We start from the raw sequence: 22613 nt of genomic DNA, 5'->3' as shown, positions 1-22613 counted from the left end.
CTTAGGTCTCCTTGATCACTTTGACGCGGATGCCATGGGCCTTCTCGCCCTCGGGCTCCACGTGAATTGTTATTTCCGCGCCCGCATGGATCGCCCGTATGGCGTCTTCAAGGCGGTCGCAGATGCGATGCGCCTCGCGGACCGGCATTGCCGCTGGCACGACGAGGTGGAAATCGACGAAAGTCACCGCGCCTGCCCGGCGCGTCTTCAGATCGTGCACGCCGAGCGAGCCATTGGCATGTGTGGCGATCGCCTCCTTGATCGCCGTCTCCTCTTCCGGCAACACGGCCTTGTCCATCAACCCGTCGATGGAATTGGAGATCACTTTCCAACCTTGATAGAGAATGTTGATGGCGACGAGAATGGCAAGGACCGGGTCGAATATCGGATAGCCGGTGCCGAGCGCCAGCAGCAGTCCGACCAACACGCCAATCGAGGTATAGACATCGGACATGATGTGCTGCCCATCTGCCGTCAGGGCCGGCGAGCGGTGTTCGTGCCCCGCGCGGATCAAGGTCAGCGCCCACAGGGCATTGATGATACCGGCGGCAAAGTTGATGGCGAGGCCAAGGACAGGCGCCTGCAACGGTTGCGGATTGCTGAGGTGCCCAATCGCCTCCTGCACGATCATCAGCGCCGCAACGATGATCATCGCACCTTCGGTAACGGCCGAAAGATACTCTGCCTTGTGATGGCCGAAGGGATGATCGTGATCGGCCGGCTTTTGCGCATAGCGGATGACGAAGAAAGCGATGAAAGCGGCCACGACATTGACGAAGGATTCAAGGCCGTCCGACAAGAGCGCAACGGAGCCCGTCACCCACCAGGCAACCATTTTCAGCCCCATGACGCCGAGCGATAGCGGAATGCCCCAGAGGGCCAGCCGCCGTATCGTCTGGTTGCCCTGTCCGTTCATGTGTTTCTCCATGCGGGTGCGCGCGGCATGCATATGCGAACGAATTGCAAAAACCGCGCCATTCAAATGCAAAACCGCCCGCGCGAAATTCGCGCAGGCGGCTCATTGCGGTTCATATGATGCAGGATGCACCGTTTGTCAAAGGCGGCTGGGGCTTCGCGCATCACAATTTATCCCAAATGGCCCGGTTAAACAAAGTCGAGCCGCAAAAGCGATGGCCGCCCGCAGATCGTATGCTAGCTGTGAAAATCATGATGGCACCTTCCCGCGCGAGCGTGCACTAAGCTATACGTCTCTCGATGACGCCCCAGCGAACGGCATTCCGCCATGAAACGTCGCCGCTCACTCCAAATCCACGGTGGAACATGCCCTCTTTTGATGATCCCTCTCCTTCGCACGACGCAGCCTCGGTCGCCGATGTCTCGGCAAAAGAAACGGATCATCTGATAGCGGCATGCGCGTTTTCCGAAGCCGAGCGGGCTGCCGTCTACCGCGCCATCGAAACCCGCCGCGACGTGCGCGATCAGTTCCGGTCCGATCCCCTGCCCGAAGACCTTGTGAGACGGTTGCTCGAAGCAGCCCATCGCGCGCCATCTGTCGGCTTCATGCAGCCATGGAACTTCCTGCTGATCCGCCAGCAGGAGACGCGCGAACGCGTCTGGAAGGCATTTCACCAGGCCAATGAGGAAGCCTGCCTCATGTTCGAAGGCGATCGCCGCGCGCAATATCAGCGGCTGAAACTCGAAGGCATCCGCAAGGCGCCGCTCAGCATCTGCATCACCTGCGATACCAAGCGCGGCGGGCCTGTCGTGCTCGGGCGGACGCACAATCCGGCAACGGATGTCTATTCGACCGTCTGCGCGGTTCAAAATCTCTGGCTTGCGGCCCGCGCCGAGGGTGTCGGCGTCGGTTGGGTGAGCATTTTTCACGAGGACGCCATCAAGAGTATCCTGAACATCCCCGCGCACGTCAAAATCGTCGCATGGCTCTGCGTCGGCTATGTCGACGAACTCTATGACATGCCCGAGCTTGCGGTGAAGGGTTGGCGCGATCGCCTGCCGCTCGATGAGCTGATTTTCGAGGAGTCATGGCGGGATGATCCGGACGCTCCGGGCGCTCTCTGAACGATCTTGATCGGCACTAATTCATCTGAGTGGAAGCAAAACGATCGCGGTCGTTATGCAGGCTGAGCGATAGCCGCAGCATCCACGGCAACGGCGTCCATAAGCCCGAGGTCAATCCCGCCTGCCTTAAACCGGCGGCCGTCCAGGTATTGCATCCCATCAGCGCGTTGAAATAGCCCGGCGCCTCGAAGAAGGCGTCATTCGGTCCGTAATTGCTGCCGATCAGCGGGCTCGGCCGGTTATCCGTTTGCTCGAAACTGCCGAGAATGAACCGTTTGAGCCGCTCCAGCCCCTCGGCATCGATATTGATCGCCGTGACATCAGGCGCATTTGCCGGAATCTCGCCCGCCAGCTCGGCATGAATGACGGCCCGGTCGAGAGTGAAGCTTTTCAGGAGAGGGCCAGCCTTCAAATCAGCCCATGTCCGCGTCTGCGTATAGAAGCTCCGTCCGCCCCAGCCGAAAACGATATAGCGCAGGTTGGGATTGTCGAGATCGACCCCGGCTGTTCGCAGGAATGCGAAACGGCTTATGAGATCGCTGTCCACGGGTATGGCGATGTCCGTATGAATGGGATTGCTGAGCACGAGGATTTGCTGCGATCGCTCGGCCGTGACCGCCTGCCCATCATGCCAGAGCAGTCGCGGCGCGACGATGCCGAGAGCGGCGATCGCCACGATCGCAAGTACGACGAAGAAAGCGCCCTTGAATATTCTTGAAATCACCGACTGAAAGCCCCCGCCAACAGCAGGTGTCTTCAGCGGCTTACTGGCACTTTCAAGGCAAAAAACATCCCCATGCACTTTTTTCTTGTGCATGGGGATTATTCAAGCAGCAGTGGCTATGACTTTGCCTCACGCGGCCTTCGTTTTCGCCCGCCGCGCCAGATGCGCCACCACATTCTCGATCATCCGCATACCGGCGTCGCCACCGAGCGTCATGATCGATTCCGGATGGAACTGCACGGCCGCGATCGGCTCCTTCACATGCTCGATGCCCATGATCGTGCCGTCCTCGCTTTCGGCCGTGATCATGAAATCGCGCGGCAGGCTTGACGGATCGGCGAAGATCGAATGATAGCGGCCGACCGTAACTTCGCGGCCAAGTCCGGAGAAGACAAGACCAGGCTCCAGCACGCGGATGCGCGAGGGCTTGCCATGCATCGGGATCGCCAGATGGCGCAGCTCGCCGCCATAGGCTTCGGCCAGCGCCTGCAAGCCGAGGCAGACGCCGAAGATCGGCAGGTTGCGCGCCCTCGCCTTCTTGATCGTCGCCTTGCAATCGAAATCCTTCGGATTGCCGGGACCGGGCGACAGCACCACGAGATCCGGATCGAGCCGGTCGAAGACTTCTTCCGGCACCGGCGTACGAACGGTCGAGACCGTCGCGCCGGTCTGGCGGAAGTAGTTGGCAAGCGTATGGACGAAGCTGTCTTCATGGTCGACGAGCAGGATTTTCACGCCCTTGCCTACGGAAGCGACGTCACGTTGGTGTTTGGCGGCATTGCCGGTCTTGGCATCACGAATGGCGGAAAGCATGGCAGAGGCCTTCAGTTCGGTTTCGGCTTCTTCTTCCTCGGGGATCGAGTCGTTCAGCAATGTCGCACCGGCGCGCACCTCGGCAATGCCGTCCTTGATGCGGACGGTGCGCAACGTCAGGCCGGTATTCATGTCGCCGTTGAAGCCGACCATGCCGATCGCGCCGCCATACCAGGCGCGCGGGCTCTTCTCGTGGTTCTCGATGAAGCGCATGGCCCAGAGCTTCGGCGCGCCGGTGACGGTAACGGCCCAGGCGTGGCTTAGGAATCCGTCGAAAGCATCCATATCGTCGCGCAGGCGGCCTTCGATATGGTCGACGGTATGGATCAGGCGCGAATACATCTCGATCTGCCGGCGGCCGATGACCTTGACCGACCCCGGCTCGCAGACGCGGCTCTTGTCATTGCGGTCGACGTCGGAGCACATGGTGAGCTCGGATTCGTCCTTTTTGGAGTTCAAGAGCTTCAGGATCTGTTCGCTATCGGCGATCGGATCGTCGCCGCGCTTAATCGTGCCTGAGATCGGGCAGGTCTCGATGCGGCGACCCGAGACGCGGACGAACATTTCCGGCGAAGCGCCGACGAGATATTCCTGATTGCCGAGATTGATGAAGAAAGAATAGGGCGACGGATTGATCGCCTTCAGGCGCTTGGAGATATCGGAAGGCTTGCTCTCGCAGCGCTCCATGAACTTCTGGCCGGGCACGACTTCAAAGAGATCGCCCTTGCGGAAGCTCTCCTTCGCCTTGACGACCAGCTCGGCATATTCGCCGGGGCGATGATCGCTCTTCGGCGGAATGGCATCGGTGTGGCGGAACGGCTCAGCAGCGATCTCGCCGGATTTGCCTTCCGTGGAGACGCCGCCCTTGGCAAAATCGTAACGGTCGATCCAGGCCTTGGCAGAGTAGTTGTCGACCACCAAAATTTCGTCCGGCAGGTAAAGCACCATGTCGCGCTGGTCGTCCGGGCGCTCGAGCTTCAGGCTGATCGCATCGAACTGGAAGGCGAGATCGTAGCCGAAGGCACCGTAGAAGCCGATGCTGGCGTCTGCCTGCGAATAGAAAAGATCGGTGACGGCGCGCAGCACCGTGAACACTGTCGGAGTCTTCGAGCGCTCTTCCTCGGTAAAGACGCGATCCGGCGTTTTCACCGTCAGGTCGAGCCGTCGGGCCGTGGAAGCGCCAAGAACCAGTTCGGAAACTGACTTCAGCTTTTCAGCGATGAAACCAAGAACGACCTCGCCGCGCTCGTTATAGGCCTCGATCCAGACATTGCGCCCATTGCAGGAAAGACCGAGCGGCGGATCGACGATGGCGGTATCCCAACGGGTGTAGCGGCCGGGATATTCGTAGTTCGACGAGAAGACCGCGCCGCGGCGCTCGTCGAGCTTGTCGATATAAGACGAAACCGCATCCGCGTAAGGCGTCGGCCGACGCTGCCGGGTGACGGTGATGCCGCCCTTCGTTTCATAGATTTCCGCACCATCATCCCGAAGGATCGTTACCATTGTTCCTCACTCCGTTGTCGGGCCCGGATGACAGGCGGCCAATATAACAAAAAAGCCGCCTCGAAATCTCGGGCGGCTCACTCGTCGTCTTTGAACACGATTGGTCGAGGCCGCCTCAGCGTGCCCACCACCAAACAGCAATGTTGTTCAAGGACGTGTTCATGGCGGGAATTGTTAGCGTGAGATGAGGTGATGCGCAAGCCGCAATCTCAGCGAACGGGCAGAAACGACGTTCGCCTCTGCCCTCGCCTTTCAGGGCTGCCGTCCGCCCTCCGCGAAAAACGCCTCCGGTCCATCCACCTCGACCAGCCGCTTCTTCTCGATCAGCCAGAAGCGATTGCCCACCGCACGCACGAAGCTGCGGTCGTGGGAGACCAGCAAGCAACTTGCCTCCCGCGTCATCAACTCACCCTCCAAGGCCTCCTGTCCATCGATATCCAGATGGTTGGTCGGTTCGTCGAGGAGGTAAAAGTTCGGATTGGTGAGCCTGAGCACCAGCATGGATAATCGCGCTTTCTGGCCTCCCGAAAGCCTGCCGATGGCGCGGCCCTGCATGTCGACGCCCATGCCGGCGCCGGCGAGCAACGTGCGCGCCCGCTGTTCCCCGAGTTCGAAGAGCCGCGTGACCACGCCGAGCGGCGTATCGTGCGGATCGAGATGGGAGAGAGCCTGATCGCTATAGCCCAGTGCCATCGACGGCGTTGCCCGTATCGCCCCCGATGCGCTCTGATCGGCAATGGCCTCGCGGATCATCTCGATGAGCCGGGTCTTGCCCGCGCCATTGTGGCCAAGCAGCACGATGCGGTCGCCTTGGCAGATCCAGCGTTTGCCTGTCTTGAACAGCAATGTGCCATCCGGCGTCTCGACGCAGGCATCATCGAGCGTCACCAATATCTTCGCCTGAATGCTGCGATTGGCGAGCTTGATTGCTCCGGCCGAGCGCTCCTGATGGCCCGGCCGAGCCGCATCCTCCAGGCGCTCGGCGCGCGCCTTGAGCTGCTTCGTCTTCACCGTCAGCAGGTCGCTGCCGGAGTTGATACCGAGATTATTGAGCTTGGCCGCTTGCTTGCGCAGCTGCTGCGCCGTCTTCATATCCTTCTGATAACGCCGCTCGTCCGAAGCGTCAGCCTCGTCCAGTGCCGCCCGTGCCCGGGCATACGGAAGCGAGTAAGCGACCGATTGCTCCTGACGCAGAAACAGGGTGCGGTTGGTAACGGCATCGAGAAAAGCGCGGTCATGGCTCGCAATCAGCACCGGCACATCGCGCGGCAAAGCATTCAGCCAATCTTCGAGCAGCGATATCTTGGCGAGATCGAGATGGTTGGTCGGCTCGTCCAGCAGCAGGACATCCGGCTCGGTCACCCAAATACGGGCGAGCATGGCAAGCCGCTGCCAGCCGCCACTGAGATTAGGAAGCGCCCGCTCCCGCATCGCCTGCGGCACGCCGAGCGAATCCAGCGTGACATCCACGCGCCAGCCTTCGCTCTCGGCTTGTTCGGCCGGCAGAGCACGGATAACCGCGTCGTAGAAGGACATGGCAGCCAGATACGCGGGTACATTCTGTTCGACATATCCGACCCGAAGGCCACGTGCGCGGGTGATGTCGCCCACCGTCGGCTCCAGCCTGCCGGCGATGCAATTAAGCAGGGTGGATTTCCCTCGCCCATTTGCGGCAACGATGCCGATGCGCTCGCCGGCGCCCACGGTGAAATTGAGATTGGAGATAAGCGGCACACCCAGGGTGATGCCAAAATTGCGGAGATTGATCAGAGTCATGGTCTTCTTCCGGTCTGACCCGAGCAAGCCGCGACGCTCCATTGGCGCGTTTATCGGCGGGAACTCGGTCGTGTGTCATCACGCAGCCGCGCGAACACGAACGTTCGGCGCTGCATTACCCACAGGGGCAGACCAGAAAGACGGTGAGTGAGAAGCGGTCTCTGATCAGCCCTGCAAACGCATTTGCAGGGCTTGGTTCGGGCCGAACTGGCGATTGCGCCAGACAAACGTGATCATCTTCGGACCTCCTTTCTCAATAGGTTGCACAGCCTCGATAGCATTGAACGCTGCGGTAAACAATCGAGAGGCCTTCGCAGGCCGCCGACGCTCAGAGGCGAAGCTCGTCGATGCGCCCGGCTTCACCAAGGATTCTCAGGCCGCGAAATATTCGTCGCGATCGATATCCTGAATGAGACCAGGCTGCTTCGGGTGCCATCCCAAGGACTCCCGTGTCCGCTGGCTTGAGGCCGGGCAATCCAGCCCGGCAAAATGCGCGAACCAGCCGAAATGCTCTGCCGCCTCCTCCGGCGTCTTGCTGACGACCGCAAGGTTCAGACGGCGGCCGATCACGCCGGCTATATCGCGGAACGGCACGCCCTCTTCGGCGATGGCGTGGTATCGGGCTGCCGCGGCATCCGTCTCGAGCGCCAACCGATAGAGACGAGCGGCGTCGAGGCGGTGCACAGCCGGCCAGAGATTGCGTCCATCGCCGACATAAGCAGAAACGCCCTTCTCCCGGGCGATGCGGATGAGGATCGGAACGAAACCATGATCGCCGGTGCCATGGACCGATGGAGGAAGCCGCATCACCGACGCGCGCACGCCTTTGGCGGCAATCGACGACACCGCCTGTTCGGAGGCGACGCGCGGAAATGAAGCAGGACCGAAATCCGGAACAAGATCTTCGGTTGCGAGACGCCCCGGCGAAAGAAGCCCTGTCCCGGAGGTGACGATCAACGGGCGATCGGAACCGGCCAGCGCCGGACCGAGTGCCTCGATGACCCGCCTGTCCATCTCGCAGTTTTCGGCAAATTTCGAGAAGTCATGGTTGAACGCCGTGTGGATCACACCATCCGATGCGGCCGCGCCGTTGCGCAGGCTTTCCAGATCCTGAAGATCGCCTCGATGCACGCCGGCGCCTGCGGCGGCAAGAGATTTGGCGCCCGCCTCCGAGCGAGCGAGACCGAGGACCCGATGGCCGGCGGCGATCAATTCAGCAACGACGGCGGACCCTACGAAACTGGTCGCGCCGGTAACAAAAACACGCATGAGAAATTCTCCAGTTCAAGACCGGGATCACTATCGACGCGCCAATTATCAGGGTAAAGTAGTGACCTTATACGGGTATAAACACTAACAGGACGAACATGCCGGCGACGGATAACAACCCGCTTGGAACCTACCTCCGGGATCGCCGCACCAAGCTCGATCCGGCGGCATTTGGCCTTCCGCCGGGGCGCAGGCGAACGGCCGGACTGCGGCGCGAGGAAGTGGCGCAGCGCGCCAATATCAGCGCGACCTGGTACACATGGCTCGAACAGGGCCGCGGCGGCGCGCCCTCGGCCGATGTTCTCGACCGGATCACTCACGCTTTGATGTTGACGGACGTCGAACGTGAGCACCTCTTTCTGCTTGCCTTGGGCCGGCCGCCCGAAGTCCGCTATCAGGCCGCCGAGGGTGCAACGCCGCGGCTGCAACGGGTGCTCGATTCGCTGGAACTCAGCCCGGCGCTTGTGAAGAATTCAGCATGGGACATCATCGCCTGGAACCACGCCGCGTCGGTCGTGCTTGCCAACTATGGCGATATTCCGCCGGAAGAACGCAACATCCTGCGTCTCGTCTTTTCCAGTACCCGCGTGCGCAACGCCATGCCGGAATGGGAAGCCGATGCCCGCTTCGTGGTGGCGGCATTCCGCACCGAAGTTGCCAGGGCCGGAGCCGCCGAAAACGTCAAGGGATTGGTCGAATATCTCAGCCGCCGAAGCCCGGAATTCGAGGCAATGTGGCGCAGCAACGACGTGCGCAGCTATGGCGAGGGCACCAAGCACCTGCAGCATCCGACCGTTGGCCTGATCGCCCTCGAATATTCAAGCTTTTCCGTCGATGGCAGGCCCGATCTTGGTATGATCGTCTATAATCCCGCAACTTCGGCTGATGCGGATAAGGTAAGATCGCTGCTTGTGGCTCCGGCCTGACCATCGGGAAATGCAGACGGCGCGAAAGGCCTGGAAACGGGAAAAGGGCGATGCCTCGAAGCACCGCCCCCTCCGTCTTCACGATGACATCGCTTAGAACTTCTGCGTCAGCGTCAGCTTGAAGGTCCGGCCCGGCTCCGAGTAGAACTCGTGCGGTTGGGTCAGGCTGGTCGAGGCGACGTTGAGTGCGTCGTAATAGGTCTTGTTGAAGATGTTGTAGACCCCTGCCCGCAGTGTCAGGCCCTTGACCTGCTCCGGCTCCCACCACCCCGTCAAATCGAAGATGCCGTAGCCTGGCGTGCGGAAGCTATCGCCATCCTTCTTCGGCTCGCTCGTCGCCGTGATGAAGGTCAGGTCGGTTCCCCAGATCTCGGTGGCATAGCCGATGGTGAAGGCCGCCTTTGCCGGAGCGACGGAGTCGAGCCATTCGCCGGTGTCGGAATCCTTGCCATTGGCATAGGCAAGCACGCCTTTGATATGCATGCCATTGTCGAACTTCTTGTGCGCATTGACCTCGACACCGAAGATTCGGACATTGGCGCGGTTGAAGTATTCCGTAATCCCGAGCGGATAAGTCCGCGTCGGATCAACGGACGTCTCGCTGTCGATGAAGTTCTTGTACTTGTTGTAGAAGCCGCCGATATGCCCGCCGAAGTCATCGTCGCCGAGGTTCGCGCCGATTTCGACGCCATTGCTGGTTTCCGGCTTCAGATCGGGATTGCCGTAGCTGACATAACCGCCGGGCACACCGTAGTTCAGGTAAAGCTCGCTGACGTTCGGCGCGCGGAAGCCCATGGCCCATTGCGCATAAAGCTCGACATTGTTCTGCGGCTGATACGCCGCACGCAGCTTCGGCGAGAACCGAGTATCGGATTGTCCGGACGGCAGGCCGGTATAGTTGGCGCTGTCGCGATAGGCGTCGGTATTCTTTGGCGAATAGTCGTACCAGTCAAAGCGCAGGCCCGGCGTCAGCGAGAGGCCACTGGAGCCGATCTCGATCTTGTCGTCGATGAAGCCGCCGACGCGCTTGCCGTCGACATCGGGCATATCGGACTGGTTGGTGTGCAGGAATGCGCAAGTCGCGCGCCAACGGGGAAGATTGCAGCTATCGCTGCCGGCCGAATATTGATGCGTCTTGGTGAAGGCAACGTCGAGGCCGAAGGTGACGTTGTGATGCAGGTTGCCGGTGTCGAAGGACTTCGACGCATTGCCGTTGAAGCCAATGCTGCGATCCTCGACCTGGTTGCGGCGCCAATAATCGCCGATCACAGAGGTATAGCGATAGCCTTCGTTGCCATTTTCGCGCAGCAGATTCTGCCAATAGAAGACGGCATTGGCAGTATCGATTAGCGAGTCTGAACTGTCGGCCTCATATTTGTAGTCGAGGGATAGACGATTGCGCTCGATACCGTCTGTCTCATCGTAGTTGCCCGGCCGGAAATTGCCGGTCGGGCTCTGCTTGCTGCGCCAATCGGTATCCGTATCCTTGTTGAAGTGCTCCGCCGTGACGCCGAAGGTGCCGACATCGGTATATTGGCGAATCTTGAAAAGGCCGTTGCGCTGGTTGTAGTCGGCCGGATCAGCTTCGGTGCGCTTGGTGGAATAGCCGCCGACATCGCCATTGTTTTCCAGCTCACACCCATGCGTATAGCCCGCCTCGAACAGCACCGCAGTATTGTCGATGCGCTTGGCAACGGCGGCCGAGCCGCCGAGGCTGCGGTCGTCGCCATTATAGCCGAGTTTGAAGACACCGCCCCAGGTGGCATTGGGGCCGATCAGGTCCTCCGGCTCCAGCGTGCGCAGCACGAAGGCGCCGCCGAGAGCACCGGAACCGGCGCGGCTGGAATCGGAGCCGCGCACGATGTCGACCGTCGAAAGCGTATTGAAATCAAAGCTGTTGACGCCGCCATCCGCATCGCGAGCGCCGTCGAGCAGGAACGGCACCTCGATGCCGTCGATCGTCGTCAGCACGCGGTCGTCTTCGAGGCCGCGAATATTGACGCTGCCGCTGGTGCGGTCGAAGCCAACGCCGACTTCGGTGCTGCGGCCAAGGTCCTCGATACGGGTGATCTGATTATCGTCGATTTCCTTGGCCGTCGTCTCGCTGGTCGTCGGCGAGTCGGCAAGCACATCCTTCGATGCTTTCCCTTTGACGACGATTGGCTTCAGATCCGTTACGCGGTCGCTCTTCGGCGCCGCTCCATCTGCGGTCGCATCATTCTGATTTGCCGTCTGCGCATAAGAGGCCGTGCCAAGTCCGAGGGCCAGAAACGCCGTGCACGCCAAGAGAACCGAGCGGGATCGCCGGACAACCATAACCATTCCTTTCGAATTGCTTCACCGGGCTGGCTGGTTGGTGCCTTCTGACGCACGCAAGGGGCTGGCTGGGTTCATTTCGTTGAACGAAGCGGAGCAATTTCCGCCTTCTTTCTGCCGCATAAAAAACATGACTATTATTGTCAATATATCGAGTCGAGATAAATATGAATAAAATTATCATGTTTAAAAGCAGCCCGATAAAGTTGCTGAATTGCAACGAAATCGCTGCATCGAGCGTTCTCCCCGCATTGCTATTAGAGAGGGGTGAAATACTTGAAGCTGTTCCGGATCATCTCCGTCACAACGGTCGTCGCCATGTTGACGGCGGCCTCCCTTCCCGAAACGGGCCCGATGCCGCAGCCCAAACCGGACGGCGAACAAACGCAATCGCCCAATGAACTGCCGATACCGGCACAAAAACCGGAGAAAACCGAGACCGCTCCGCTACCACAGCCCAAGCCAGATAGCGGACAAACCGAGGAGCCTAGTGGGACGCCGATACCCGCACAGAAACCCGAGACTTCCGAGACCGAACCGACTGAGGGGGAAATGCAGGGGCCGCCCAAACCGCCGCCGACAGTCGCGGCGGAGTCTGATGATGAGCATCAAGCCTGTCTTAAAGAATTGAGCGCCATGGGTGCGGTGTTTAAGGACATTCCCCGCATCGATGACGGCAACGGTTGCGGCATCGATAAGCCGATCGCCCTCACCGAACCATTGCCGGATATCAAGATGAAACCGGAAGGCACGATGCGCTGCGAGGCGGCCCTGGCGCTCGCCCACTGGATGAAGGAGAGCGTGATCCCCGCCGCCGCAACCGCTCTGAAGGGCAAAGGCCGGATTACAGCGATCAACCAGGCTTCGACCTATGTCTGTCGTCTGCGCAACAACGCGACCACCGGCAAGATCTCGGAACATGCCCGCGGCAATGCCATCGACATCGCCAGCTTCACCTTCGAAAACGGCGAGACCGTCGGCATTGAGCCCCGGCAGGAAGATCCGACACTGACGGGCGCATTCCAGCGCAGCGCCAGCGCCTCCGCCTGCCTCTATTTCACAACCGTCCTCGACCCGAACAGCGACGCTGCGCATGAAACGCATTTCCACCTGGATGTGCTGAAGAGAAACGGCGAGTTCAGATACTGCCACTAAACCTCAAGCTTTAGGCCACTCCCTTTCATGGTGATCGGCAAATTGCGCGCCGCCTCCATTCTCTCGCCGCAACGGAACTCCTCGTTGCGCTGGAACAGAACTACGGCCTCGACTTCGCGACCGCCGATTTCGATATTTCGCGCTCTATACGCTACGCGGTCTCTCGAAGTGGCTAACGGCCGCGGATTCGCAGATTCCTATCAGTCATCGCGGATGAAAATATTTCCCTTTCAAATGGTTACGTTTCTTGCTTGAATCAAATCACAAGACCTCTAGACTTATCTGTGAGCGGGGGTCAGGGTTCTCTGATGACGGTATTTAGCTTTCAAATGCAGGAATCGACGGCATCCCGTTTGGACCGGTTGGCCAAACGACGCCAATTATCGTCCGCCGAAATGGCCACTTTGGCGATTGAAGAATTCGTGGAACGCGAAGAGTGGCAACTCGCCGAAATCGAAGCCGCCATCTTCGAAGCTGATCGCGAAGACTTTGCGAGCGAGGAAGAAGTTGCGGCCGTGTTGTCCAAATACGCTGGTTCCCGCTCTTCAAAATGAAGTTACGACTGGTTTGGAGCAGAAGAGCGCTTTCGCGTCTCGACCATATCGGCCGTTATATCGCCGAAAAAAATCCTGATGCTGCCAACCGGGTTGTGCAGCGAATTGTCAGTGCCGTGAACTCTCTTTGCGACTTTCCAGCCCAAGGGAAAGTCGGACGCATTGCCAGCACAAGAGAGCTGGTACTCGCCGACTTCCCTTATATCATTGTCTACCGCGCGACAGATGAAACGCTCCAAGTTCTGACCGTCATGCACACATCTCAACGCTGGCCAGCAAGGTTCTGACCCCCGGCCGAGATGGCTGCACTAGAATCAGAACTTAAAACAATCCCTCGATATATCCATGATCATTGAGGGAAATCCGTTCTGCCGCCGGCGATTTCGGCAGGCCCGGCATGGTCATGATCTCGCCGGTGATGACGACGACGAATCCGGCGCCGGCGGAAAGACGCACTTCGCGGACCGACACAATATGACCCTCCGGCGCGCCGCGGACGTTGGGATCGGTCGAGAAGGAGTATTGCGTCTTCGCCATGCAGACCGGCAAATGGCCGTAGCCCTGATCCTCCCAGGACCGCAACTGGTCGCGCACCGCCTTATCGGCTGTCACCTCGCCGGCGTGATAGATCTTCGAAGCGACGATTTCTATCTTTTCGAGTAGCGAGAGATTGTCGGGATAAAGCGGCTGGAATTTCGCCTGACCGGATTCGGCAAGCTCGACCACCTTGTAGGCAAGCTCTTCGATCCCAGCCGATCCCTCGGCCCAATGGCGGCAAAGGATTGCCTCGGCACCGAGACGCGCCACGTAATTCTTCAGCGCCTCGACCTCCGCATCCGTATCCGAGATGAAGTGATTGATGGCAACGACGACCGGCACGCCGAATTTGCGGACGTTGGCGACGTGCCGGCCGAGATTGGCGCAGCCTTTTAAGAGAGCGCCAACATTCTCCTGGCCGAGATCTTCTCTTTTGACGCCGCCATTCATCTTGAGGGCCCGCACGGTCGCGACGATGACGGCCGCATCCGGTGAAAGACCGGCCTTCCGGCACTTGATGTCGAAGAATTTTTCCGCGCCAAGATCGGCGCCGAAGCCCGCTTCCGTCACGACATAGTCGCCTAGCTTCAGCGCGGTGCGCGTGGCGATCACCGAATTGCAGCCATGGGCGATGTTGGCGAAGGGGCCGCCATGCACCAAAGCCGGATTGTTCTCCAGCGTCTGCACCAGGTTCGGCTGCATCGCGTCCTTGAGCAGCACCGCCATTGCCCCATCCGCCTTGAGATCACGGGCATAGACCGGCGTGCGGTCGCGGCGGTAGCCGATGATAATGTTACCGAGCCGCTTTTCCAGGTCATTGAGATCGGCAGCCAAGCAGAGGATGGCCATGACCTCCGAGGCGACAGTGATATCGAAACCGCCCTCGCGTGGGAAACCATTGGCAACGCCGCCGAGCGAGGTGACGATGTCGCGCAGAGCCCGGTCGTTCATGTCCATGGCGCGCCGCCAGGTGATACGGCGGACATCGATATTCTGCTCGTTGCCCCAGTAGATATGATTGTCGATCAGCGCCGCCAGAAGATTGTGGGCGGAGGTGACCGCATGGAAGTCTCCGGTGAAATGCAGGTTGATGTCTTCCATCGGGATGACCTGCGCATAACCGCCGCCCGCCGCGCCGCCCTTGACGCCGAAGCAAGGTCCGAGCGAGGCCTCCCGCACGCAGACGATCGCCTTTTTGCCGATACGGTTCAGTCCGTCGCCAAGGCCGACGGTCGTCGTCGTCTTCCCCTCGCCGGCCGGCGTCGGATTGATGGCGGTGACGAGGATCAGCTTGCCGTCCTTGTTGCCCGTTTTCGAAGCGATGAACTTCGCCCCGATCTTCGCCTTGTCATGCCCGTAGGGCGCAAGGTCTTCCGCAGGAATGCCGAGCTTGGCGCCGATCTCGGCGATCGGCAATTTCTTCGCGGCGCGCGCGATTTCTATATCGGATTTTACCGCTGTCATCGAACCTGTTCCCGCCCTGAACATGGAGGCATTCACCCTGCCGGGATAGCCCAATAAATATCCACTGTGAATAGCTGCAGGTTGCGGTCCTTCCTGAAACCATGCTGCCTTGCAGCAAAGCTCAGACGACCCTATTTTCCCGGGCGAACTGCAGGACGAACGGAAAAGGATAAGGCATGAAGTCCCTGGAACTACTGGTCGAGCGCATCATCCTCTCCAGCCGTTGGATTCTGGTGGTCTTCTATCTCGGTCTTGCGGCCGCCCTTGCGATCTATGCCGTCTCGTTCGGCTACAAGTTCCTGAAGGTCGCCGCCGGCGTCTTTGATTATGACGAGGCGGACATGATCCTTGCCATTCTCGGCCTTATCGATGCCGCGCTGGTGGCAAGCCTCATCGTCATGGTGATGATTTCCGGTTACGAAAATTTCGTCAGCCGCTTCGATGAGGCCGATGACGAAGTCTCCTTCCTTGGCAAGCTCGATTCCGGCAGCCTCAAGATCAAGGTTGCTTCGTCCATCGTCGCCATTTCGTCGATCCACCTGCTGCAGATCTTTCTCAACGCCACCCAATACGAGAACGGCAAGCTGATGTGGCTCACCATCATGCATCTCGCGTTCGTCGTCTCGGCGCTTCTGCTCGGCTATCTGGAAAAGATCATGGCGAAGGCCAAAGCCAAGGACGCCTGAACCGAAAGCGTCGTTATTCGCCGACAGCCACTGGCGCCGCATTGGCAGGCGTCGGTGCGGCGCACTCCGCAATCGATTGGTTGCTCTTGCAATCCCTGGCGGCAACAAGCTGATCGGCAGCGGCGAGCTCGGTTGTCAACCGCAGCTTCAGCGCATCCATCTGCGCGATGAGATGGATCGAACTCGGCGCAGTGCCCAGCATCAGACCGACAAGCGATTTGTCGATGCCCATCTCCTTCAGGAAACCGACGAGCCTCGCGGTCTGCCGCTTGTCGAGCTTGGTCGTATCGTGCTTGCCGACGAATTTCCGCCCCACCTCCCGTTTGGAGAGGATCTTTCGCTTGCCATTCACCATTTCGTATTCGGTGCGGTATTGGACGCGCACTTCGCTGTAGGTCGTGGTGATCTGATGGACGCCGAGGAGCGCGAAGGGGCTTGAGACGCGCTCGACACCGCCGGCAAAAAACAGCGGGCAGGCCGAAAAACAGATGGCGCCGAGAGAAAATGTCTCGCCCTTGATGGAGCCATCCTTGGCGCGGGCAGCCGAACAGATCGGCTCGGCATAGGCGCAATTGCGCGAGCGCGTCCTTCCGACCGCGATCGCCAGTTTCTGCTTGCGGATGGCATAGGCCATCTCCATGGCCGCCCGGACGTCGCCGCCCGGCGAACTGACGATGATCGGCAGTTTCCGGCCGCCGAGGCGTTTCAGCAGCCTTTGCAACTTCCTCGGCGAATCCGCCATGATCTGCCCTTCGGCGGAGATCCAATCCGGGCAGTTATTTTCGGCGCGGCACCAGGCCATGTCACCATGCACCAGTACGAATTCCATTGGTTGACCGGCGGCAGAGCCGGCAGCCTCGGCGGAGGTGAAGGAAAGCAACAGAAGGAAAACAGTTGTCAGGAACCACAAGGCCCTTTGGCAACACCGAGCAAGACGCTGCGGGAACAAACGGAAGATCATGAAATAGAAGCCTGGAAGCGATTGCTGTGAAAGACGGATAGCAATCGCTTTTGACCTTCGCAAGGCAAGCCTCGATAGTCTTCCATCAACCCTCGCCAAGGCGATCGGCTTGACATTTCCGCCGGCCATCGCATGGTCTCGCGAGCCCCGCGCATGTGTCTTCACGGTGAAAACGATTACGCAAAATTCTTGGCCAAAAAAACCGGTTTTCGGAAAAGTAATACAAATCAGAACTTTACCATATTAAGACATATGAAAATGGGATTATTTCTGATTGGTGTCGCAAATTTGTCTCTAGCATTCGCCCGGAAATCCGGTATTTGATACCGATAACACGCTGTGGGCGCCTACATCAAAATGTCCTATTTCATAACCGCCGAGAGACAATTATTGCTTTCCGCCGAGTTGGCCGCAGCCCGGAATCAGACGGCTTTTGCGCACGCTTTGGAGCGCACGAGTTCCGCTTTCGGCTTCAGCCACGCAGCGCTCATGAACGCTCCGGTTTCCGAAGATTCCATGCTCACACCGCTGGTCATCGAAGGCTCTGTACCGCCGCAATTCCTGCGGGATTTCGATCGCCATCAGTTGCTCCGCCGCTGCTCCATGCTGATGCGTGTGCGGGATTCGGTGATGCCGCGTCCGTGGCACCTGCTGGAAAAAAGCGCTGCCCGCGACATGGATCTGCCGCGCGAGCTGCGCACGCTCTTCACCAACCACAATTGCACGATGGGCGTCGTCATTCCCGTCAATTCCTCTGACGGACAGCGCCTCGTCTTCTGGTTCATGGGCAATCGCAGCAGTCTCGGACAAAGCGAGCTCAACGAGCTCACCATGATCATGCTGCAGGGATTAGACACCTACAACTGCATCAGGCGCAACGACGGTTCCGTGCCGCATATGCTTTCCGCCCGCGAGCTGGAAGTGGTTCGCTGGACGGCGCAGGGCAAAACGTCCGTCGAAATCGGCCAGATTCTTTCTCTCTCCGATCATACGGTCAACGCCTATATGACCAACGCGATCAAGAAGCTCGATTGCGTCAATCGCACGCAGTTGGTCGCCAAGGCCATCCGTCTGAAACTGATCAGTTAATCGTTTCAGCACTTCCCTGACATCCGCTTTGCCTTTAACGGCCGCCGAGAACGGTGCGCATTTCGACCAGATTCGAGCGCACACGCAGGATGTAGAATCCCATTGTCGCGAGATGACTCGGCATGATCCAGCCGTCTTCGCGCCCGTTCGAAATGATGGCGGGCTGGATGCGCAAGGCGGCCTGCAACTGTTTCATGGTGCCGGTCCAGAGCGTACCAAGATTACGCTCGGCGATGACCTGCTGGAAATCGGCGCCAACGGCGCTGAGGATGCCGTAGTAGCCATAGAGCTGACCATAGGCGAACCAGAAACGGTCGTCGGCGCGCATGTCGAACCAGCCATAATTGTGGTTCTCCGAGCGCTCCGCCAGAATATCAGACGTACTCCCGAGGTCGTTGGCGACACGATCGATGAATTGCAGGAGATTGTCGGCGCGGCCGTCGAAAACGGCATTACAGGTGCCGAGATCGGTATTGAACTTGCGCAGGCTGCCGATTGCGGCACGATAATAGCTCGGCGTCGGCGTCTTCGGACCAAAGGGACGCATGCCGAAATACCAGCTTGTTTCGTCGAACTGCAGATTGCCGCGGGCGCTCTGCAGATCGCTGTTGATGCCGGATGTGCCGCGCACGCGGCCGAGCGTATCGACCAATTCCACCGCCGTGCGCCGCACGGCCTGGTTCACGCCGCGCTGAAAAGCCGCCTTGTTGTCGAGGAAAGGCGTGTCATCCCAGCTCATGCCGAAAAACCCGAGCTTGAAGAGCAGCATCGAAGAGATCCAGGCATTCTGATTGACGTTGAAATCGGTGAGGTCTGCGGTGACGTCGACGATCGCGGAAGTCTGGCAGGTCTTCGGCGCGTTCGCGACCGCCTGTTGTCCGTTCACTGCCGGCAGTTCCTGCCCTGCCCCGACCTTGCGGTCTGAAAACTTGTAGACATCGGGATAGTTGGCATCGAAGCCGCTCCAGACCTGCGTCTGCCAGATGAAATAGATGTAGAGCGATCCGATCAGCGCCAGGAAAGCGGCAATCGGCAGCTTGATCAACCAATTGCGCTGCCTGTACCAGCCGTGGGCGGCAAGCAAGGGCCAGAATATCCAAACGACGAGAAGCCTGAGGCTGCGTGCAATGGCGCTGCCGATCCGTTTGAAGAACGCAGCGAACGAATCAAGCATGAACTTCTCCTTTGCTGCGCCGCGTCCTTTGGACGGGCAATGAACGCGCGCACATCGAGCCTGCACATGACCCGAAAATCACTGCGGATTTTCGCGCATGCGGCGGCATACAGCTATTCTCGTTCAAGCAGATATGTGCTCCCACAGAAGACAGCAACCGGCTGTTGTCGTTTTTCAATCAAAGATCAGGTCTCCGGCTCGGTTTCTGCCGACGGCTCGACGGCCGTCGCCGGCGCAGTCAGCAGGTGCGGCTCGAGCCGTCGCGTAAAGACCTCATCGGCACGAGCCTTGCGCGCTGCGAGATCATGACCCGCAAGCACGTTCGCCTCGAAAGCCGCAATCAGAGCAGCAACGGCGGTTGGCCTTTCGGTAGCCGGCAGCGGTGGCACCGCTTCCGATATCACCGCCCTCAGCAGGGCAATCCGCTGCTCGATGTCGACGGCAAGCTTGCCCGCCATCGCGTTGACGGCGGCAATTTGTACGTTCAGAACGTTCGCCAACTCCTCATAGATATCGATCAGCCGCTGCAGCGCCGCCCGGTCCGGCTGCAATGCCCGCTCTTGCTCTTGGAGGTCATCCCGCTCGGCGACCAGCCTGCTATACTCCGCCTCCAATTCGGATCGCGAACCTGCATCGCGAGCGAAGGAAATGCTGCTGCGCCGGTCGAAAATTCCGGGAATTAACGCATCTGCCTTGCGCTGCACTTCCTCTATCTCGAACTCGATGTGTTGCCGCCGATCGATGACCCGCACCAGATGCGCCTCGCAATCGCGAAAGGTGCGAACAAGCACCTGTCGGGCAGTCTTGAACTGCGCATCGAGCGAAGCAGAAGCTGCCAGGGCCGCGCCGAGATCGGCCGCGATCGACGCCGGCTTGGCATGGCCCTGCCCGATCCCGCGCCCGAGCAGCCCCGACGTGTCGATCCCGGCCTTCTCGTCGAACAGCCGCCGGTGCTGCAGATCCGCAGTCGCCGTAAGCAGATCGAGTTGCTTTACCAGCGACAGCGCCAGGAGTTTCCAGCGGTCGAGCAGTTCGACCGTTTCACGTACCAACGCCTCTTCCACCGGGAAATTGATGGCGTCGAGACGGCCATTGCTTTTGGCGTTACCGCCGAGTGCGGCATTCGCCGCATCCATGCCCTTGATCGCGTCGTCGAGCATCGCGCGGGCCTTGTCGATCTCCCCGTCGAAAGCGTGGACCTTGACCATGAAAGCGTCTCTCAATTGCCGTTGTCGGCGAGACTAACCGCTTCAATGCGCAAAGAAAATGCCTTAGCGTCCAACTTGCCTCAATGTGCGACAGCCGGGCTCTTCAGATAGGCGATCAGATTGTCCAGATCCTTGTCGCTCCTCAAACCGGGAAAAGTCATTTTCGTGCCTTTCACCAGGAATTGCGGGCTGGGCAGGTATTTTCGCAGCAGCGCCTCGTCCCAGACCTTGCCGTCGGCACCGAATGCTTTCATCGCTGGTGAGTAGTTGTAGTCCGGTACGGTGGCGACGGGACGACCGACCACGCCCATCAGCGACGGCCCGACATGATTCTCATGTTCGGTCGCTGTGTGACAGACGGCGCACTTCTTGAAGACAGCCGCACCAGCAACCGCGTCTCCGTCGGCAAGCGCCGTCGAAGCGGAAAAAAGAATGGCGGCTACCGCCATTAGACAGCGCAATTTCATGTTTCCTCCACCATCAAATGCTGGACATGGGTCCCGATCGCCACGACCATAGAGAAGTTCGCCACCGCCTGCCGGATGACGCAATGCCGCGGGCGCTTCATTCGCCGGCCATGGCCTCTTCCCAGTGACGGCGGCAGAGGGAAACATATTTGTCGCTGCCGCCGATTTCGATCTGCGCCCCCTCGTGCACCACCCTGCCCTGCCCGTCCAGCCGCACCAGCATCGTCGCCTTACGGCCGCAATGGCAGATCGTCCGCACCTCGCGCATCTCGTCGGCAATCGTCAAAAGTTCCTGCGAGCCCGGAAACAGCTTGCCTTGGAAATCGGTGCGCAGCCCATAGGCCATGACCGGGACGCCGAGCCGATCGACGATGTGAGCAAGCTGCCAGACCTGCTCGCGCGACAGAAACTGCGCCTCGTCGACGAAGACGCAGGCCAGCGCTTCCTCGGCGTGCAAAATGTCCACCATCGCGAAGAGATCGTCCGTTTCACCAAAGGGTGTGGCGGCCATCTCCAGACCGATGCGCGAGGCGATCTTGCCACGACCGGCGCGATCGTCGAGCGCGGCGATAAAGGCCACCGTCCGCATGCCGCGCTCCTGGTAGTTGTAGGCCGCCTGCAGCAGCATGGTCGATTTGCCGGCATTCATCGTGGAATAGTGGAAGTAGAGCTTGGCCATGATATTCTCCTTGAGCGCTTCATGGGTTCTCCATCACGGGAAGGAAAGACGTCTTCGGCGAAAACCACAGGAATTACGGGCCCCAGACGGAGCAAGATCGACCCGGCGGCGCATGGGTGAAAAAACATCGAGGAGTCGCAATCAGCCCCTGCAAACCGACGCAAATACAATGAGGTCGCTTGAAAATGTCAGTTATTGGTGGTTGCTTGGGAACGTTACACTGGGAGTCACACAATGATAAAAATGACTTTTACCGCATTTACCTTCGCCTCAGCTCTCTCAGCGTTGACGCTGGGAGCAACCACCGCATCTGCCGCTGAGCCGGCAAGCTGTGGCACCGTGCATTTCGCCGATGTCGGCTGGACCGACATCACCTCCACCACGGCGACGGCCTCCGTCCTCCTGAAGGCTCTCGGCTACGACACCGACGTCAAGGTGCTCGCCGTGCCGGTGACCTATCAGTCGCTGAAGAACAAGGACATCGACGTCTTCCTCGGCAACTGGATGCCCTCAATGGCCGAGAACATCAAACCCTTTGCCGCCGACAAGTCTGTCGAAACCGTTCGTCCCAATCTCGAGGGCGCGAAATATACGCTGGCGACGAATGCAAAGGGCGCCGAGCTCGGTATCAAGGATTTCAAGGATATCGCCACGCACAAGGATGATCTCGACGACAAGATCTACGGCATCGAGCCCGGCAATGACGGCAACCGCCTTGTCATCGACATGGTCGACAAGAACACCTTCGGCCTCAAGGGCTTTGAAGTGGTCGAGTCCTCCGAGCAGGGCATGCTGGCCCAGGTTTCGCGGGCCGACAAGGAAGGCAAGCCGATCGTCTTCCTCGGCTGGGCTCCCCATCCGATGAACACCACCTACAAGATGACCTATCTCACCGGCGGTGACGACGTCTTCGGACCGAACTTCGGCGGCGCGACCGTCTATACCAACGTCCGCGCAGGCTACCTGCAGGAATGCCCGAATGTCGGCAGCTTTGTCAAAAACCTCGTCTTTTCTCTGCCGATGGAAAACGAGATCATGGGTAAAATCCTGAACGACGGCAAGGAGCCGGAGGCGGCTGCCACGGAATGGCTGAAAGCGAATCCGACCGCGGTCACCCCCTGGCTCGCTGGCGTCACCACCAAGGACGGCGGCGACGGGCTTGCAGCGGTCAAGTCCAAACTCGGCCTTTAACATCCGGGGATAAGGGGCGGCTCAACCGCCCCTTTCTCTTCCGGTGGACGGAAGACTGTTTCCCTCCTATTGCGCCAT

Annotated in this window: 21 protein-coding genes; 9 read left to right on the top strand and 12 right to left on the bottom strand. The window is 59.5% G+C overall.

All coding sequences use genetic code 11. The annotated features are described in order from the left end of the window. Window position 1: 1 nt before the first annotated feature. Window positions 2-916, bottom strand: coding sequence for a CDF family cation efflux transporter EmfA (gene emfA / locus QDY28_RS00420; protein WP_331379716.1), 915 nt, complete (start codon window positions 914-916; stop codon window positions 2-4). Between the two features lie 365 nt (window positions 917-1281). Between emfA and bluB the strand changes: the two genes are divergently transcribed. Beyond that, complete coding sequence (gene bluB, locus QDY28_RS00415; RefSeq protein ID WP_331379714.1) at window positions 1282-2040, top strand: 5,6-dimethylbenzimidazole synthase; 759 nt, start codon at window positions 1282-1284, stop codon at window positions 2038-2040. 16 nt (window positions 2041-2056) lie between these two features. Here bluB and QDY28_RS00410 read toward each other — a convergent pair whose 3' ends face one another. From QDY28_RS00410 to QDY28_RS00395, 4 genes are all read right to left on the bottom strand, one after another. Beyond that, window positions 2057-2857, bottom strand: a complete 801-nt coding sequence (locus QDY28_RS00410; RefSeq protein ID WP_331379712.1) for a TIGR02117 family protein — start codon at window positions 2855-2857, stop codon at window positions 2057-2059. 36 nt (window positions 2858-2893) lie between these two features. After that, complete coding sequence (locus tag QDY28_RS00405) at window positions 2894-5083, bottom strand: anthranilate synthase (protein ID WP_331379711.1); 2190 nt, start codon at window positions 5081-5083, stop codon at window positions 2894-2896. 252 nt (window positions 5084-5335) lie between these two features. Next, entirely contained in the window at window positions 5336-6859 is a 1524-nt protein-coding gene (locus QDY28_RS00400) for an ABC-F family ATP-binding cassette domain-containing protein (protein WP_331379710.1), read from the bottom strand. Between the two features lie 372 nt (window positions 6860-7231). Further along, window positions 7232-8128: an SDR family oxidoreductase gene (locus QDY28_RS00395; RefSeq protein WP_331379708.1), complete on the bottom strand. Its 897-nt coding sequence runs from the start codon at window positions 8126-8128 to the stop codon at window positions 7232-7234. 98 nt (window positions 8129-8226) lie between these two features. Here QDY28_RS00395 and QDY28_RS00390 point away from each other — a divergent pair, with 98 nt between their 5' ends. After that, complete coding sequence (locus QDY28_RS00390; protein WP_331379706.1) at window positions 8227-9054, top strand: helix-turn-helix transcriptional regulator; 828 nt, start codon at window positions 8227-8229, stop codon at window positions 9052-9054. 93 nt (window positions 9055-9147) lie between these two features. Here the strand turns inward: QDY28_RS00390 and QDY28_RS00385 are convergent, their stop codons facing one another. Then, the gene (locus QDY28_RS00385) at window positions 9148-11370 is read right to left on the bottom strand and encodes a TonB-dependent hemoglobin/transferrin/lactoferrin family receptor (RefSeq protein WP_331379704.1); all 2223 of its coding nucleotides are present in this window, start codon (window positions 11368-11370) and stop codon (window positions 9148-9150) included. A 318-nt stretch (window positions 11371-11688) separates the two neighbouring features. Between QDY28_RS00385 and QDY28_RS00380 the strand changes: the two genes are divergently transcribed. The 4 genes from QDY28_RS00380 to QDY28_RS00370 all read left to right on the top strand — a co-directional run bounded on the left by QDY28_RS00380 (window position 11689) and on the right by QDY28_RS00370 (window position 13366). Continuing rightward, on the top strand, window positions 11689-12525 hold the full coding sequence (locus tag QDY28_RS00380) for an extensin-like domain-containing protein (RefSeq protein WP_331380056.1): 837 nt from the start codon (window positions 11689-11691) through the stop codon (window positions 12523-12525). A 41-nt stretch (window positions 12526-12566) separates the two neighbouring features. Further along, window positions 12567-12701 carry a phosphopantetheine-binding protein gene (locus tag QDY28_RS30965; RefSeq protein WP_442967465.1) on the top strand — a complete coding sequence of 45 codons (135 nt, stop codon included), beginning with the start codon at window positions 12567-12569 and terminating at the stop codon, window positions 12699-12701. Between the two features lie 129 nt (window positions 12702-12830). Further along, window positions 12831-13079 carry a CopG family ribbon-helix-helix protein gene (locus QDY28_RS00375; protein ID WP_331380055.1) on the top strand — a complete coding sequence of 83 codons (249 nt, stop codon included), beginning with the start codon at window positions 12831-12833 and terminating at the stop codon, window positions 13077-13079. Continuing rightward, the gene (locus QDY28_RS00370) at window positions 13076-13366 is read left to right on the top strand and encodes a type II toxin-antitoxin system RelE/ParE family toxin (protein ID WP_331379703.1); all 291 of its coding nucleotides are present in this window, start codon (window positions 13076-13078) and stop codon (window positions 13364-13366) included. Before QDY28_RS00375 ends, QDY28_RS00370 begins: the two co-directional genes overlap by 4 nt. A 34-nt stretch (window positions 13367-13400) precedes the next feature. On the opposite strand, the gene QDY28_RS00365 is transcribed toward QDY28_RS00370, so the two are convergent. Then, entirely contained in the window at window positions 13401-15080 is a 1680-nt protein-coding gene (locus QDY28_RS00365) for a formate--tetrahydrofolate ligase (protein ID WP_331379702.1), read from the bottom strand. Between the two features lie 176 nt (window positions 15081-15256). Between QDY28_RS00365 and QDY28_RS00360 the strand changes: the two genes are divergently transcribed. Further along, window positions 15257-15766, top strand: coding sequence for a TIGR00645 family protein (locus QDY28_RS00360; RefSeq protein ID WP_283055447.1), 510 nt, complete (start codon window positions 15257-15259; stop codon window positions 15764-15766). A gap of 13 nt (window positions 15767-15779) precedes the next feature. On the opposite strand, the gene QDY28_RS00355 is transcribed toward QDY28_RS00360, so the two are convergent. After that, window positions 15780-16727, bottom strand: a complete 948-nt coding sequence (locus tag QDY28_RS00355; RefSeq protein WP_331379701.1) for a hypothetical protein — start codon at window positions 16725-16727, stop codon at window positions 15780-15782. 357 nt (window positions 16728-17084) lie between these two features. On the opposite strand from QDY28_RS00355, the gene QDY28_RS00350 reads away from it, so the two are divergent. Beyond that, window positions 17085-17816 carry a helix-turn-helix transcriptional regulator gene (locus QDY28_RS00350; protein ID WP_331379700.1) on the top strand — a complete coding sequence of 244 codons (732 nt, stop codon included), beginning with the start codon at window positions 17085-17087 and terminating at the stop codon, window positions 17814-17816. Window positions 17817-17850: 34 nt separating this feature from the next. Here QDY28_RS00350 and QDY28_RS00345 read toward each other — a convergent pair whose 3' ends face one another. The 4 genes from QDY28_RS00345 to QDY28_RS00330 form a co-directional block, all read right to left on the bottom strand. Continuing rightward, window positions 17851-18990, bottom strand: a complete 1140-nt coding sequence (locus QDY28_RS00345; protein WP_331379698.1) for a DUF2333 family protein — start codon at window positions 18988-18990, stop codon at window positions 17851-17853. A gap of 185 nt (window positions 18991-19175) precedes the next feature. Then, entirely contained in the window at window positions 19176-20198 is a 1023-nt protein-coding gene (locus tag QDY28_RS00340; RefSeq protein ID WP_331379697.1) for a hypothetical protein, read from the bottom strand. Between the two features lie 80 nt (window positions 20199-20278). Next, entirely contained in the window at window positions 20279-20665 is a 387-nt protein-coding gene (locus tag QDY28_RS00335) for a c-type cytochrome (RefSeq protein ID WP_331379695.1), read from the bottom strand. A gap of 97 nt (window positions 20666-20762) precedes the next feature. Next, window positions 20763-21344, bottom strand: a complete 582-nt coding sequence (locus tag QDY28_RS00330) for a thymidine kinase (protein WP_331379694.1) — start codon at window positions 21342-21344, stop codon at window positions 20763-20765. A 234-nt stretch (window positions 21345-21578) separates the two neighbouring features. On the opposite strand from QDY28_RS00330, the gene QDY28_RS00325 reads away from it, so the two are divergent. Next, on the top strand, window positions 21579-22535 hold the full coding sequence (locus QDY28_RS00325; protein WP_331379693.1) for a choline ABC transporter substrate-binding protein: 957 nt from the start codon (window positions 21579-21581) through the stop codon (window positions 22533-22535). Window positions 22536-22613: the final 78 nt, after the last annotated feature.

It is taken from the genome of Rhizobium sp. BR 362 (assembly GCF_036528765.1).
Classification (GTDB): domain Bacteria; phylum Pseudomonadota; class Alphaproteobacteria; order Rhizobiales; family Rhizobiaceae; genus Rhizobium.
This window is presented reverse-complemented; position numbering and strand designations above follow the sequence as displayed.

Coding starts and splice junctions, on each gene's coding strand:
- QDY28_RS00340 (WP_331379697.1), bottom strand. CDS start 20,198: ATGGTCAAGGTCCACGCTTTCGACGGGGAGATCGACAAGGCCCGCGCG.
- QDY28_RS00360 (WP_283055447.1), top strand. CDS start 15,257: ATGAAGTCCCTGGAACTACTGGTCGAGCGCATCATCCTCTCCAGCCGT.
- QDY28_RS00345 (WP_331379698.1), bottom strand. CDS start 18,990: ATGCTTGATTCGTTCGCTGCGTTCTTCAAACGGATCGGCAGCGCCATT.
- QDY28_RS00365 (WP_331379702.1), bottom strand. CDS start 15,080: ATGACAGCGGTAAAATCCGATATAGAAATCGCGCGCGCCGCGAAGAAA.
- QDY28_RS00335 (WP_331379695.1), bottom strand. CDS start 20,665: ATGAAATTGCGCTGTCTAATGGCGGTAGCCGCCATTCTTTTTTCCGCT.
- QDY28_RS00405 (WP_331379711.1), bottom strand. CDS start 5,083: ATGGTAACGATCCTTCGGGATGATGGTGCGGAAATCTATGAAACGAAG.
- QDY28_RS00325 (WP_331379693.1), top strand. CDS start 21,579: ATGATAAAAATGACTTTTACCGCATTTACCTTCGCCTCAGCTCTCTCA.
- QDY28_RS00330 (WP_331379694.1), bottom strand. CDS start 21,344: ATGGCCAAGCTCTACTTCCACTATTCCACGATGAATGCCGGCAAATCG.
- QDY28_RS00385 (WP_331379704.1), bottom strand. CDS start 11,370: ATGGTTGTCCGGCGATCCCGCTCGGTTCTCTTGGCGTGCACGGCGTTT.
- QDY28_RS00410 (WP_331379712.1), bottom strand. CDS start 2,857: ATGCACAAGAAAAAAGTGCATGGGGATGTTTTTTGCCTTGAAAGTGCC.
- QDY28_RS00370 (WP_331379703.1), top strand. CDS start 13,076: ATGAAGTTACGACTGGTTTGGAGCAGAAGAGCGCTTTCGCGTCTCGAC.
- QDY28_RS00355 (WP_331379701.1), bottom strand. CDS start 16,727: ATGATCTTCCGTTTGTTCCCGCAGCGTCTTGCTCGGTGTTGCCAAAGG.
- emfA (WP_331379716.1), bottom strand. CDS start 916: ATGAACGGACAGGGCAACCAGACGATACGGCGGCTGGCCCTCTGGGGC.
- bluB (WP_331379714.1), top strand. CDS start 1,282: ATGCCCTCTTTTGATGATCCCTCTCCTTCGCACGACGCAGCCTCGGTC.
- QDY28_RS00395 (WP_331379708.1), bottom strand. CDS start 8,128: ATGCGTGTTTTTGTTACCGGCGCGACCAGTTTCGTAGGGTCCGCCGTC.
- QDY28_RS00350 (WP_331379700.1), top strand. CDS start 17,085: ATGTCCTATTTCATAACCGCCGAGAGACAATTATTGCTTTCCGCCGAG.
- QDY28_RS00390 (WP_331379706.1), top strand. CDS start 8,227: ATGCCGGCGACGGATAACAACCCGCTTGGAACCTACCTCCGGGATCGC.
- QDY28_RS00400 (WP_331379710.1), bottom strand. CDS start 6,859: ATGACTCTGATCAATCTCCGCAATTTTGGCATCACCCTGGGTGTGCCG.
- QDY28_RS00380 (WP_331380056.1), top strand. CDS start 11,689: ATGTTGACGGCGGCCTCCCTTCCCGAAACGGGCCCGATGCCGCAGCCC.